The 13,296-nt window shown below is 66.0% G+C and carries 13 protein-coding genes and 1 pseudogene; 6 read left to right on the forward strand and 8 right to left on the reverse strand.

Annotated elements, in window-relative coordinates:
• The first annotated feature begins 87 nt into the window (after window positions 1-87).
• From ACRXBZ_RS07970 to ACRXBZ_RS07985, 4 genes are all read left to right on the forward strand, one after another.
• Window positions 88-5,631 (forward strand): hypothetical protein, encoded by a 5,544-nt coding sequence (locus ACRXBZ_RS07970; RefSeq protein ID WP_433878503.1) that lies wholly within the window; start codon window positions 88-90, stop codon window positions 5,629-5,631.
• Window position 5,632: 1 nt separating this feature from the next.
• Window positions 5,633-7,444, forward strand: a complete 1,812-nt coding sequence (locus tag ACRXBZ_RS07975) for a hypothetical protein (protein ID WP_433878504.1) — start codon at window positions 5,633-5,635, stop codon at window positions 7,442-7,444.
• A 39-nt stretch (window positions 7,445-7,483) separates the two neighbouring features.
• Window positions 7,484-7,852: a hypothetical protein gene (locus tag ACRXBZ_RS07980; protein WP_433878505.1), complete on the forward strand. Its 369-nt coding sequence runs from the start codon at window positions 7,484-7,486 to the stop codon at window positions 7,850-7,852.
• A gap of 111 nt (window positions 7,853-7,963) precedes the next feature.
• On the forward strand, window positions 7,964-8,338 hold the full coding sequence (locus tag ACRXBZ_RS07985) for an HU family DNA-binding protein (RefSeq protein WP_433878506.1): 375 nt from the start codon (window positions 7,964-7,966) through the stop codon (window positions 8,336-8,338).
• A gap of 74 nt (window positions 8,339-8,412) precedes the next feature.
• Here the strand turns inward: ACRXBZ_RS07985 and ACRXBZ_RS07990 are convergent, their stop codons facing one another.
• A complete protein-coding gene (locus tag ACRXBZ_RS07990; RefSeq protein WP_433878507.1) occupies window positions 8,413-8,655 on the reverse strand; it encodes a hypothetical protein in 243 nt (80 codons plus the stop codon).
• 128 nt (window positions 8,656-8,783) lie between these two features.
• Here ACRXBZ_RS07990 and ACRXBZ_RS07995 point away from each other — a divergent pair, with 128 nt between their 5' ends.
• Complete coding sequence (locus ACRXBZ_RS07995; protein WP_433878508.1) at window positions 8,784-9,053, forward strand: hypothetical protein; 270 nt, start codon at window positions 8,784-8,786, stop codon at window positions 9,051-9,053.
• Between the two features lie 4 nt (window positions 9,054-9,057).
• Here the strand turns inward: ACRXBZ_RS07995 and ACRXBZ_RS08000 are convergent, their stop codons facing one another.
• From ACRXBZ_RS08000 to ACRXBZ_RS08015, 5 genes and pseudogenes are all read right to left on the reverse strand, one after another.
• Window positions 9,058-9,561, reverse strand: coding sequence for a hypothetical protein (locus ACRXBZ_RS08000; RefSeq protein WP_433878509.1), 504 nt, complete (start codon window positions 9,559-9,561; stop codon window positions 9,058-9,060).
• Window positions 9,551-9,979: a hypothetical protein gene (locus ACRXBZ_RS08005; RefSeq protein ID WP_433878510.1), complete on the reverse strand. Its 429-nt coding sequence runs from the start codon at window positions 9,977-9,979 to the stop codon at window positions 9,551-9,553. Before ACRXBZ_RS08005 ends, ACRXBZ_RS08000 begins: the two co-directional genes overlap by 11 nt.
• A gap of 241 nt (window positions 9,980-10,220) precedes the next feature.
• Window positions 10,221-10,328, reverse strand: a pseudogene (locus ACRXBZ_RS42155) (phosphatase domain-containing protein); the annotation flags it as partial.
• Window positions 10,329-10,542: 214 nt separating this feature from the next.
• On the reverse strand, window positions 10,543-11,001 hold the full coding sequence (locus ACRXBZ_RS08010; protein WP_433878511.1) for a hypothetical protein: 459 nt from the start codon (window positions 10,999-11,001) through the stop codon (window positions 10,543-10,545).
• 79 nt (window positions 11,002-11,080) lie between these two features.
• Window positions 11,081-11,791, reverse strand: coding sequence for a hypothetical protein (locus tag ACRXBZ_RS08015; RefSeq protein ID WP_433878512.1), 711 nt, complete (start codon window positions 11,789-11,791; stop codon window positions 11,081-11,083).
• Window positions 11,792-12,070: 279 nt separating this feature from the next.
• Between ACRXBZ_RS08015 and ACRXBZ_RS08020 the strand changes: the two genes are divergently transcribed.
• On the forward strand, window positions 12,071-12,376 hold the full coding sequence (locus ACRXBZ_RS08020; RefSeq protein WP_433878513.1) for a hypothetical protein: 306 nt from the start codon (window positions 12,071-12,073) through the stop codon (window positions 12,374-12,376).
• 205 nt (window positions 12,377-12,581) lie between these two features.
• On the opposite strand, the gene ACRXBZ_RS08025 is transcribed toward ACRXBZ_RS08020, so the two are convergent.
• The gene (locus ACRXBZ_RS08025; RefSeq protein ID WP_433878514.1) at window positions 12,582-12,929 is read right to left on the reverse strand and encodes an HNH endonuclease; all 348 of its coding nucleotides are present in this window, start codon (window positions 12,927-12,929) and stop codon (window positions 12,582-12,584) included.
• Window positions 12,930-13,163: 234 nt separating this feature from the next.
• Window positions 13,164-13,292 (reverse strand): hypothetical protein, encoded by a 129-nt coding sequence (locus ACRXBZ_RS08030; RefSeq protein WP_433878515.1) that lies wholly within the window; start codon window positions 13,290-13,292, stop codon window positions 13,164-13,166.
• Window positions 13,293-13,296: the final 4 nt, after the last annotated feature.

A 13,296-nucleotide genomic window follows, 5' to 3' on the forward strand; every position in this document is an offset into this window, starting at 1 on the left:
AATCGCTTATCACTCCCTATCGACTTATCGGGGTATGATCTATAGAGAGTTATGAAACCCCGAGGCTCCACAGGAGGCTGATAAGCGATGAAGAAGGCGTATGGCCTGCGCAGGTACTTCTACGAGTACGTGTACTACAAGGCAGTCGAACAGGCGAGGGACCAGACCGGAGAGGTCATCCCAATCTCCCAGGCGAAGGCAGTCCGCACCAGGGTTGACGAGGTCCTCGGGCAGCGGGGCATGGCGATCGCAGACCCCCAGCTGGGCGTCACTGACTGCCTCACCGCGCTTGACAGTGCTCTTACCGAGAAGGTGTCCGGCTACGAACCGCAGTTCGGCGACCATTCGCCGCGGAACGAGCGCTACCAGGCGCTGCAGCGGGAGTTCACCCGTGCCACCGGCGTCGGCGCACAGATCGACCCGAGGTCCGCGCGGCTGCCGATCAGCCCCTACGACCCGGACTGGTCCGAGCGCGCGACCGTGAAGCGGGCCGGGACCGAGCTGGTCTACCTCCCCGACGAGACGATCGGGCGCGTGGCCGGCGGCGAAGTCGAGAACCTGGCCGACCCTCGGCACGGGAACATGGTCCTCTGGCGCGTCGATGACGAGGGCAAGCCCTACGAGGCGGGCCGCGCCATGACCAACGACGATGCCGCAGGGCTCACGGCGCTCATGGACAAGATGAGCCGCCAGGAGTACGACCAGGTTCGCGAGTGGGTCATCGACGGAGGGCGCGACCCGCATACCGGCCGCGTCGACCGTAACCGCTTCATGTCCCAGCGCGCCGTGGCGCGCTCGGCGGCGCTGCTCGAGGAGCTGAAGTCGCAGGGCGTGGGCTATGAGGTGCTGCGCGACCGCGATCCGGGCCAGATCAAGGCCAAGATCGCCGGGACCGGCATGGAGATCCGTCTCACCGACACGCGTCAGGAGGAGTACGCCGGGGCGCGCATCTATGACAACGGCACGGTCCTGCGCTACAGCACCAACCATCGGGTGCCCGGCGGCATGGCGGTCCCCTCCCCTAGCCCGGCGGAAGCCGTGCGGCTGCTGCGGTTCGCCCTGGGCCAGCGCGTCGAGCGCGAGGACTTCCCGGGCGCGGCGGTCGGCGAAGTCGGCACGAGCCACCCCGAGCGCGGCCGCGGCCGCTCCATCGTGGACGTGCCCGACAGCTACCACGTCGACCGCGAGTCGATGTTCGTCGTGGCCGACTACGTGGTCCCCGGCGAGAGCGCCCCGCGTCCTGGGTCGAAGATCATGCTGCGCCGCGACGCGAAGAACCGTTCGTTGCCGACCTTCTTCGTCGACGCCGAGCCGGCCGAGGCCTACGCCCGTGAGGCCGTGGAGAGCGCGCGGGAGAACCTGCGCGGGGCTCTCGGCGTGGAAGAGCTCATCGCACACGCCGAGGCTGAGCTGGAGCGCACTGGCGGCGCGCCCGACGAGCTGGAGCCGCCGGAGTACTCCTCCGACACGGAGATCTCGGCGATTCAGCGCTCGTACTGGGACGTGCTCATCGGGGCGCGCAGCGACTTGCTGCGCCCGGGCGCGACTGAGGAGATGTACCAGGAGCGCCTGGAGGAGATTGGTGAGTTGCAGGCGGGCGAGGTGGCTATGGGCAATCTGGTCTACGGCGGATTCGCGGCGGACAAGGTCCGTGCACATGCCGAGGACGTGCCCTTTGAGTTGGTCGGGACCTGGGAGGCCGAGGTCCACGAGGTCGACGGCGAGTGGATCGAGCAGCGCTTCGACCCGGCTCGGGTTGCGAAGTACATGACCAGCCCGACTGGTCAGTGGTCGAACCTGGACAATCTGGCCTCGGCGCTGCGCCGCTGCGGGGTCTCTCCCGACGAGATGATGGGCACGAGCTTCCAGACGACCCGGTTCAAGGACCGGATCGTGCGGTTCGACGCCGACCGCGCCCTACCGATCGCCGAGCACGAGTCGGAGTTCATGCGCCGTATCGGCGGCACCGTTCGCGAGAGTCTGGAGCGCAACGCGACGACGCCGAGCGAGATCCTCGTTGACGAGCAGGGCGTCATCCGCTGGAGTGGCGAGAAGCTGCGCCGCGACGGGAAGACCACGCTCGTTTCCGGCGAGATCGGCCAGGTTTTCGACATCGGCGCGCACGGCGAGATCGTCACCCGGTTCGCCAGCGGCGAGAACGCACTCATCGTCCCGGGCTACGAAGCCCGGATCGCGGCGCCGACGCCGGGTGAGGCCCCGACCTCGGTCGAGAAGCGCACGATCCTGCGCGGTTACGAGCAGCTCATGCACGAGCGGATCCAGTATCAGATCGCCGGTGACCTCGTTTCCGGGCGCAGCCAGACCGGCGAGCCGACCTCGCTCAACGCGGTGTACTCGCAGCTTTACGGCACCAAGCACCCGGTCGACTTCATCGAGCAGGCCACGTCGTACGAGCTCGACGAGTCCACCGGGGAGATTCGCGCCGAGCTGGACGAGTGGACGGCGTCGATCCTGCGGACCGAGGCCAAGCGCGTGCGCTACTCCAACGAGATCAAGCAGGGCTCGACGATCTACGCCGAGTACCGGTCCGAGCGCGACCGCACCGATCCGGCCGACGACAACCGCTTCGACGCCTGGCGGTTGACCGGTGGGCGGAACATGGCCGTGCTCACGGGGGTGGGCACGGACCGGGTGGAGGTACCCGGCGGTTACTTCGATCCCGTGATGACTGGTGGTGCGACTAACCAGGGCATCGTGCGGTACCTCGCCGAGGATGCTTCGGTGCGCCCGGACGGGACCATCGAACCGGGTGACCCGGCGACCGTGACGGGATCCCGTGCGCCGTTGATGAACCGCCCTGAGCTGCAGACGCTGCGCTACGACCCGTTCGACCGTCAGCAGATGACAGCCTCGACGATCATGCAGTCCTCCGAGGTGACCCGACCCACGGGCACGGCGTTGATGACGTTTGGAGGCTGGACGGCTGACGACCCGATCGTGGTCAGCTCGGAGTTCGCCCAGGGCCACCGGATCCGCGGGGCCGCCGGCCAGCTGCGCGACCTCCTCGTCGGCGACAAGATCTCCGATCTGCACGGCAACAAGGGCGTCATCTCCCTGGTCGTCGACCGGGACATGGGATCGGACGAGGCTCGCGCGCAGGGTATCGAGCAGGAAGTCGCCTGGTTCAAGGCCAATCCCGAGATGGACGTGGTGATGAGTCCGTTCTCGTTGATCTCGCGGCGCAACGCGGGCTCGGCGCGCGAGCTGATGTCCGGCCGGACCGGTTCGCTGCGATCCCCCGATGGGTCGGCGCAGTCAGGCGCTGTGGGGCAGATGCGCTTTGTGATCACCCACATGGCCGTTGATGAGAAGACGAAGGTCTACGACGACGAGCAGGTGCGCGCCGGCAAAGGCCGCAGGGCGTCCTCGCAGCTGGCCTGGGCGCTGCAGTCCCAGGACTGCCCGGCGATCATGCGGGAGTTTTACGGCCACAACTCTGGAGCCGAGTCGAACCTGCGCGAGTACCTGCTGGTGACGGGCATGGACATGGAGGTCGACGGCACTCTTCGGGTGGTCGGCCAGGCCGACAGCGCCGACGAACGGCCCGAGCGCCGACTCATCGCGATGCCCGAGCTGCTGCGCACGCAGCCGCGAAAGGAGGGCCAGCTCCCGGGGCTGAACACCACGGCGATGCGCAAGTCCTTCGGCGACCTCATCGGTGACCGTGGCGGTGACATGGAGATCCCGTTCCCGCTGACGTACCCGACGGGCGAGCAAACCGAGACGGTGAGCGCGGCCTCGTGGAAGCTGCCTGTGCTTTCTTCGCACCTGCGCAGCGGCCAGGAGTTCGACGGCGGGACCTCGGTCACGCACGACTACACGCGCTGCTACCAAGATGTCTTCGTCGAGGCCTGTCGCTACCGGTATATGGCCGAGCAGCTGGACGAGGGCCAGGGTCTGTCGTCGGAGAAGCGTGCCGAGGTGCGTCGGAGTATGAGCGAGTCGGTCTCGCGGGCCCAGCGGTCTTTCGAGGCGATCACGACCGACGTGCAGAATCGGGTGCTCACCGGAAAGAACAATATCTTCAAGACCGGGTTGATGTCCTCGCGGCTGTCCGACTCGGCGACGATGGTGTGGACCGCGGACCCGCGACTGGATGTCGACCAGGTCGCGCTGAGCTCGGTCAGGGCCGAGCAGCTGGGGCTGGCTGAAGGCGACCACGCGCTGGTGTGGCGCGACCCGGTCCTCCGCGACGCGGGCGTGCGCTTCATGCGGGTCGCGATCGACGACCGGCTCACCGGAGCCGCGATCAATCCGGTGATGGACCAGTGCTTCGACGGTGACTTCGACGGCGACGCGGTTGCCGTGGTGAAGCTGCACAGCGAGGCCGCGAAGACCGAGGCCATGGAGAAGCTCTCGGTGCCGGCCAACCTGCTGGACACGGGCGTCGCGAGCGAGCGGGGCACGCACCCGTTCGCGATGCAGGTCTCCCTCGACACACAGGTGGCTCTGTCGAAGAGCCCCGAGCTGCGCCAGGAGCTGGACAGCCTGAGTGGCGAGGCGAACCTCATCACCTGGGGGGCGGGCTCCGAGGACGCGGAGTCGACCCGCGCGCGTCAGGACGACGTGACGGCGCAGCTGTCCGACTTCTATCGGAGCGCCCAGCGCGGCGAGTTCGGCGCGGCGCTGACGTTCGGTGGCCGGCAGGCGCACTTGGACAGCGTGCGCGAGGTCTGCGTGGAGACCGGGGCCAAGGGCAGCGAGAAGAAGCTGGCCGACTATGCGCGGAATCTTGGTGACGAGGCGGGCACGCCGGGCATCAGCCACGAGGACCAGGAGGCCTCGATGTTCGCCACGGCGATCAAGGCCCACGGCACCGGCTTGGGTGGCTCGTTCAGCCAGCGCGCGGTGCGTGCCCTGCGCGGCGAGGACCTCAAGGCGGTGCTCGAGGTGACTTACCCGGTCACGCAGTCGATCCTGCAGGCCAAGCACGACGCGGCCGAGGCGCGGCACAAGTACGAGATGCTCCAGGGCCCCGGGCGCGACCTGTGGCGCGGGCGCAGGCTCGAGCACGTCGGTCCGAACCAGTGGCGGCCCGAGTTCGTCGACGGCGAGCCGGTCCAGGCCACGGCAGAGGAGTGGGAGGCCCAGTTCGTCGAGTTCTACGAGTCCAAGGAGGGCTTCGGCGTCACGGTCAACCCGGACTACGTCTCCCGCGTGGCGCGCGCCCTGGAGGACCCGAAGACCGGGCTCATTCGCAACCTCGAGGAGGACCCGTCGCTGGCGGGCACCGTGATGGACCGGATGGCCTACGGCGGCGACTTCGACACCCTCGTCCAGGCGGCCAAGAACCGCGAGAGCGTCTACGACGGCGAGAAGAACGAACAGTTCGCCTCGGTCGGGACTCGTAAGGCCAGGACCGATTCGGCTCGTGCGCTCGACGTTCTGGGCCAGCACGACCTGGATGCCCTGGCGACGGAGATCGCGGTGGACGCCTCGGTGGTCAAGCGCGACGTGATCGTCGAAACCTCGGACGCGGCCCGTGCACGGGGTGCGAATCGGCGCTCGGCCCACGCGGTCGGTGTGGGCGCGCGGCGGCCGGTCTACACGCCGAGCTTCGAGTCCGACGAGCAGCAGCGGATCAACGACGATTACGAGATGGGGTCCTGACATGGCACAGAACAAGGAACTGGGAACTGGATCCGAGGGTCGCGGGCGGGCGACGAGGGCACTGCCTGTCCCAATCACCAGTGGCACCACCCGCGGTCCTCGCGACGAGCAGCCGCAGGCGGAGGACCAGCGGCAGAACATCTACGCCGGATGGCGGCCTGGCAGCGAAGAGGACATCGTCGACGCCGAGATTGTCGACGAGACGGGACCGGAGGACTCCTCGGGCGCGCAGCGGGAGCGCCTGAGGGACCGCGCCCGCGAGTTCTTCGGCGCGAAGACCAAGGCGCGGATGGCCGACCGGGACCGCCGGCGCAGGACCAACGAGGAGCGCGCTGCCACCGACGGCGACGACCTGGACGAGCGCGAACAACTGCTCAAGCTGCGGGCGGAAACCAAGCTGGCGGGCGAGAAGTACATGGAGTCATTGCGCGACTCCAAGCTGCTCGTGCCCGGCTTCAACGACGGGGAGCGCGAGCAGAAGTTCAACGCCATGCACCACGTCTACATGCAGATGATGATGCAGGGCTGCCTCAAGCCGCTCACGAGGGGGGTGAACCCCAACTCGATCATTCAGGCCGTCGGCATGATGGTCGCGATGCGGATGCTCTCCCCCGACTTCAAGAAGGAGATGGACAGCTACCTGCAGCCGCTCAAAGACAAGATCCAGGAGCGCATCGACGCTCGGACCAAGTCGATGCGGTCGTTCGCCGAGCGGAAGGCTGGAGAGCACAACGATCTCGTCGCCGCGAGCACCGCGGCGAAGCTGGAGCGGAACCCGGCGCTTGCCGAGGACGAAAAGTTCATGGCGGGCCGGGAGAGTAAGAAGACCGACCGCAACGCGTTCCTGTCGAAGAAGTGGCAGCGCCGGATGGCGGCGATGGAGCGCCGGGAGCGCGGCAACCGCGAGATGTTCACCCCGGAGTCGGCGGCGATGACCGAGGTCGCGCTCATGGAGAACGCCTTCTGGAAAATGCGCGACCCGGAGAACGACAGCAACGAGATCTACGCCAGCTACCGGGCGATGCGCAAGCGGCTGCGCGGCCAGATGGCCGAGGACGGTCTGGACCGGCAGGAAGTCATCAAGCGGGCGCGGATGATCATCGGCGAGCGGATGGAATCCGAGCCTGAGATGCGCTTGATGTTCAACGGCATGGCACACGGCCGTATTGTCAAGGCCCCTCCGCACGAGGAGCGAATGGCAGGCACCGACCGGGTGCGCGAGGTATGGAGCGGGGAGTTCGACGACCAGCTCGGTCGTCGGATCCCCGACGACGGCCTGTTCACGCTGCGCCGGCCGATGGACGCCGCCGCTCACCAGGTCCAGCTGTCGGAGACGATGGCCAGGCCGATGCTCGACGGGCTGCAGCGCGACGACCAAGGCGCCTATGCGGGCAGCATCATGGGCTACCTCGTCGGCTTCGCCGCGAAGAAGCAGGGGTTGGACACCCGCGGGCTGCCGCCGGTCCTCCAGCAGCGGCTTGATCAGTCGGAGAGCATGCTCGCGAGCATGGACATCGACGGCCTTTCCTCTGAGGAGCATCAGCGGATCTACTCCAATGCCTTCACCGACGCGATGGAGGAGGTCGGCAAGCGGCACCCGGGCGTCGAGGAGTCCCTGAGGTTGAACTTCGGCGAGGACTGGCAGGCGACGCTGCAGGCTGCCGTCGACGACCCGGCCCGGTTCATCCGGGAGCAGCAGACGAGGCCCACGGTTTACCAGGCGGGCCCGGAGCAGCCGGCTCAGCAGAGGGCCAACTTCGACTGGGGCTGGTCAGCCAGGCAGACAGACGTCGGTGATTACCAGCCGGCGTAGGACAGCGGACCAGACCAGCGAGGGAGAGGAAGGACGACCATGAGCAACGATCAGCACGCCGAGGAACAGCAAACACGGTACGGATCGCGCTTCGCGCGGATGTTCGGCTACATCACGCCAGAGGACCGCAGCCGCTGGGAGCAGCAGCGGGCGCAGAACAAGCCGAACGTCAACGCGATCAAGCAGGGCGCGAAGTCGTCGGTGAGCTCGATGCTGGAGTTCGGTGACAAGAACATTCACGCGAAGCTCGATGCGGCCCACCGTGTGGCTGCGCAGCAGCGGTTTGAGGAGTCCCACGGAAAGATCGTGAACAAGCATCGGGACCCGAAGACGCGGTCGATCATCGAGACGGTTGACTACGAGCCCAAGGATGAACGGGTGGAGATTGAGCCGGACTTTGAGTTGTAATCGACTGGATGCTGATATACCAATCAAGTCTTTTCTATAGGAGCTGGATTCAGATAGACTGATTTTTCAAGCAAGAAGTGCGGCACGAGCACGTTAGGGCAAGGTGTGAGCATGGCAACGACGAGGCATCCGCGCATCAGTAAACGCGAATTCATCTCTCGAGTCGCTGTGCGCAGCGACCTCTCGATTAGGGTCGTGAGCGAGGTGTACGAGGCGTTGCTCGGCGAGCTCACGGATGCAGTGAGCGGCGGCGAGACGGTGGTGCTCACCGGATTCGGCCGTTTCTACCGCCAGGCCCACAAGGGACACAAGGTGCGCTTCGGCAAGCAGGATGTGGACGACTACTCGGTTCTGAAGTTCTCAGCGTCACGGAGCATCAACCGCCGGCTCGAAGTCGATGAGAGCACGGATTCGACCCGACCCGAGAGCTGCGGGATGATCGAGGACACCGTCGGTCTGGACTTGGAGCTGGAGGCGGTGTCGTAGACGACAAGGGTGAGTGGGGCAAAAAAGAGAACCCCGGTGATGCGGATGCATCACCGGGGTTCTCTGTATCTGGGTTAGTTGTCGGCGAGGGCGAGGATGACCACCAGCAGGATGATCGGAGCGATGAGCACGCCGGCTCCGGCAAGGAGGTGGTCCCAGCCGAACGGCGAGTTGAGCCAGGCGATGAAGCTGTTCCACAGGCCGTTGAAGAAGCTCACGACCTGCGCGAAGAAGCCGGTGGCCCAGCCGGTAACCGTCGCGACAGAGGCCTCGCCGAGGAGGCAGATTCCGATGGTGGCGCGAGTGCTCTTGAACATGACGGACCTCCTCTATTTCCGGTTTTCGAAGACGCCCGTCTCGGGTCCTCTAGGACCCAGTCGATGCCGTATTTGACGGGTTCGGCGTAGGCAAGCACCGGGGCAAGGACGTCGGTCCAGAAGATCACGTGGAAGATTCCGTAGGCGGTGCCCAGCGCGATCGCCAGTCCCAGCAGACGGCGCACGATCAGCGATACCCGAAGAGTCAGGCCATGACGGCGCTTCTCGGTCTCGATCGGCTGGTCCAGGCTCTGGTCGTCCTGCTGGCCGGACAGCGCCTGCGCCTCGGACTCCAGCATCTATGTCTTGTATTCGCGCATCGCCTCATCCCACCTTGTCGAATCATCAGTCATCCCATTCTACGAGAAGAACTCGATGATGAGCAGAATTGCGAATGACAGGTCAGTCGTACTCGAGGTCCGATTCAGGCGAAGCGCTGAAGTCGCTCGAGCGCTGTCGCGATCGCGAGGGGTCGACCATCGGCTCGGGTTGGACCCGCAGCTCGGCGAGCGTCACGCCCGTCGGACGACCTAGGCGCTGCCCGGCGATGTGGTAGACGGCACCGTTCTTTCGCTCTCCAATGGCGATGACCTCGCGCAACGGCGCATCGCCGGGCGTCTCCGGAGGTGTTTCCCGCCAGACGACTCGGTGTGATGGCTTCTTATTCGGGTCCGCGCCGACGTATGTGGTTTCGCAGTCAGACAGATCGGGATAGCTCGGCAGGTACTCGAGGGGGTGCGTGCTCCGTGTGCCGTTCTTGATCTCCAGAATGGTATTCATGGCGACCACTGCGAGATGGCGGGACTCGCTGCCCTTCGGCGTGCGCTGGGCCAGGGCGTGGAGACGCTCGATGTCCTGCTTGGCTTCCGGCGGCAGATAGAAGTGCGCGGCTCGCTCACTCTTCACGGCGATGCCCCTCGTCTCGTGCCCGGCGCTGGTCCGCCCAGGCCTTGCCGACGTCGCCGAGGGTTTCGGCCCAGCCGTAGAAATCCTCGTCGGATTCGATGGTCAGGCCCGGCTCCTCGCCGCGTTCGCGGGCCGCGTCGGATTCCCGGACCCGTCGGCTGAGCTCGCCCCGGAAGGCGGCCTCGTCACGGACGTGGGTCGCGTGGTCGTGCCTCATCAGGCGCACGAACGCGGCGAAGGGGATGATCGCGGCCTCGGGCTTGTTGTCGTCGCCGAAGACCAGCGGTTCGACCGCGCCGCGGCGGAAGAGCACCAGCAGAGTCTCAAGGTCGTCGCGCTTGATCTGGTTAGTCGGGACGACGTTGACGGAGAACTTCGGAAGGTCGACATTCAGAGGTGTTTCGTGGTTGTCAGTCATAGGTCCAGTCTATTCATGGATAAATGGCCTGTCATCGCCTCGTATACGACAGCTTTTGATGAGTCACGACAAGGTGTCGAGTAGTCATCGCATCGGTTGACCAGAGCCGGGGAGAACAGGTGCGGACAAGAAGAAGAGACCCGCGCCCGTCCCGGCGAGCGGGGCAAGGCGCGGGCCTCAGGGAGGGACCGGGTTAGAGGTCGCCGACGTCGACCTGCAGGCAGGTGATGCCGAGTGACTGCTACAAGGCGACCACGCGGTCGCGGTCGTCGAGCGTCAGGTGGACGTCGTAAGCATGCCTGATGCGGGCATCGAAAATCTTGCGCTTGACGACGTCGTCGGGGCGAAGGTCGTGTTCTGGGACATAGTCATTCGTTCTCGATTTCGTCGATCTGGTCGGTCGATTGGGATGTGGTTCGGCAGACGGTCGCCGAGCGGAGTCGTGCGTCCCATCGGCCGATCACATGGGCGGGGGTGGGCCAGACGTCGAGCTGTTCGAGGGTGAGGGTGTTGCCGTTGCACCACCAACGCGGGTACGTGCGGGAGCGACAGCTGGATGTAGGTCATGTGCACGGCTGTGATGTCGAGATCTTGCGCGGTGACGTGCATAGCCGTCTGGTAGTTGAAACCGGCCTCGCAGAAGGTCTCCGCGGTGGCGATGCCCTTTCCGCCGGATCCGCAGGTGGACTCGTTGAGGGTGATGAACTCATGTCCTCGCGGTGATTGGTCACGTCGTTCACAGTGATTTTCGCGGCGAGCAGGCTGATCTCGTACGGCGTGAAGAACTGGCCGAGGCGCTCGTTGCCGAGTCCGAGGCTCATATACAGGTGTCCCAGGGCGTCCGAACGCCGCCCATTGAGCGTCAGCACGATCTGTGCCAGGGCTTCGGCAAACCGGCGCATCTCCTCTGGCGTGTAGGTCGCGGCGATAGCCAGGTAGCGGGCCTCGCGCGCGTCAGATCCGTCATGGTCGCCGGCGTTGCGGATCGCGAGGGCGGAGAGCTCGCAGAAGTCCTGGAACACCTGCGTGACCCGCCGCCGACCCGAGTCGGTGTTGGCCTCGAGGGTTTCTTCGTAGTGGGCATTCGGGTGCTCCTCGTGGCTACTCGTCGTCTTTGGTGCCCTCCTCGTGCACTTCCTCGCTGACGTAGCCGTTAAGGAAGGTTGCGTCGGCCGGGTCGAAGCCGTGCTGCTCGGTGAACTCCTCGTGGTACTCGCGGGGATCGCGGTCGCCGGGGTGCGGGCGCACAGCGCCGATCGTGTCGGCGATCCACTCGAGCTCATCCGCGCCGGACCTTTTGGACTTGGTCCCCAGACCCAGGGCGATGGCGTTGACGACGTCGGTGTCGGTCACGTGGCCGGGGTTTCCGTTCGTCCGGGACAGCGGCCTGGTGTAGTCCGGGATGAAGCCCATAGCCCGGAGCACTGCGTCGGGCAGGTAGTACGCGTTCCAGATCGCATCGGCGGCGTCCGTCGGGGTGTCCCCCGAGGAGGGGCCACCGGAGATGTACACCTTGTAGCCGGCGACGGTGATGAAGCTGGTCTCACGGGAGTCCAGGGCTTCCTCGAGAGCGTCGACGATTTCCTGCCCGACCTGCTTGGTCAGGTCGAGGGACGGCAGGCCGTCGTCGTCCAGATGGACGTCAGGGTCGAAGTCGTCGACGAGCTGCTCGAGCTGCGACTCGGGGTCGCCGAATTCGAACAGGGCGACGTCTGCGATCTCGTCGATCATTCGGCGACCGCGGTCAAAGTCCAGGGGCTCGGCGCGGTCGGCAGGTGCGGCGATGGTGGCGGTGAGCATGCCTGCGCCCATGGCGGGTGTCTCCTTGTGTGGGTTCGGGGTGAGAGGGGAGGGATCAGGCAGTGGGGGTCGTGTCGGCGACACACTTGCCGGGCAGGTATTACTCAGCCCACCAGATGTGGTCGCGCTCGGCGTTGGCCGGCGAGGTGTATCGGTTAGAGATGTCGCGCTGCTCGCTGCAGTGCGGGCAGGTGATAAAGCGCGGAGCCGTCAACGCAGGGTCTCCAGGAGCTCGTCGGCGAAGTCCTCGTCGTAGTTGGCCTCGACCGCGTCCTGGAGTGAGGCGTTAGGGTGCTCAACGAAGTGCAGACCGGCGTTGACCACGAGGTTGATGGCATCGCGCAGCAGTTCGTCGCCGTCGTCCCGGGCGACATCGAGTACCTCGTCGGCGGCCCGGTTCAGTGCCTGGCTGATCCGGTCATGGGTGACGGCGCGGGGCGGGTCCGTGCGGTCGAGGACGGCGCGGATCGACTCATAGCCGGTACAGGACGGGCACTTCCGGTCCTGGTCAGCGAGCTGGCGGACCTCGTCGAGAGCGGCCTGCGTGTTCGCGGAGATCTGCTCTTCCTCGAGGTGATGGAGCTCGCGGGACCGTAGCTCGGTTTGTGCATTAGTGATGGAGCCGATAAGCCGCTCCCACTCCCCAGCGTCATGTGGACCTTGCCGTCGTAGAAGGAAGTCAACCCAGGTGAGCCGGTTGTGGCGATAAGTCGGTCTTTTAGTTCGTTGAAGTGCTGGACGTCGGTGATTTCGGCGATCATGGGCGTCACTTCTTTCGTCAGGCGGTGCGGAGTGTGTGCTTCTAACGGCGCTGGGCGAGCCGCCAGCGGTAAAAGGCCGTGGGGATACGGTTGGACTTGCGCCGGTTGTGCCTCCGGCAGAGGACAGAGCCGTTCCACAGCTGGGTCGGCCCTCCCCTGCTCCAGGGCACGACGTGGTCGGCCTCCAACTCGCTGGTCGCCTTGCAGCGCGACCACAGCAGGGGCTTGTGTTCGCAGCGGTGGCCCGCGCGGGCGAGGAGGGTCTTCTTCTGCTCCCAGGTGAACAGCCGCCGCGGATCGCGCCAGCGTCGGCGGACGAGACCCGCCACGAGTAGCAGCGATCCGAGGGCGGCGACTCCCAGGCAGGACAGGACGAGGATGTTGTTCATGGGTCGTGCTCCTTGAGGGCAGCACCGGACCGGGGACCGCCGATGAGGGCGATCCCCGGCCGTGATGGCTGTGTCAGACGACGAAGGTGTGCTGCGCCTGCGCGTCGCCGCGGGCCCCGCGTGCTGCGATCAGGTGCGCGGGGCTATGGGGCCGGCGATCAGTGCAGGTCGTTGCTCAAGGTGATGAGCTGACGAGCAATGGCGAGAACGCCGTCCCAGCCGACGGCCGAGCGGTCATCGGCTGGGACTGCAGATCTCGGTGCCGCTGGACAGATAGATCCCCCGTGCGTCGTCGACGATTTCGACCATCGCGTAGGGCTCGCCTGTTTCGTTGGCGAGCACGGAGATGTCCAGACCCGGCACGAGC

The organism is Saccharopolyspora hattusasensis, assembly GCF_050972075.1.
Lineage (GTDB): Bacteria > Actinomycetota > Actinomycetes > Mycobacteriales > Pseudonocardiaceae > Saccharopolyspora > Saccharopolyspora hattusasensis.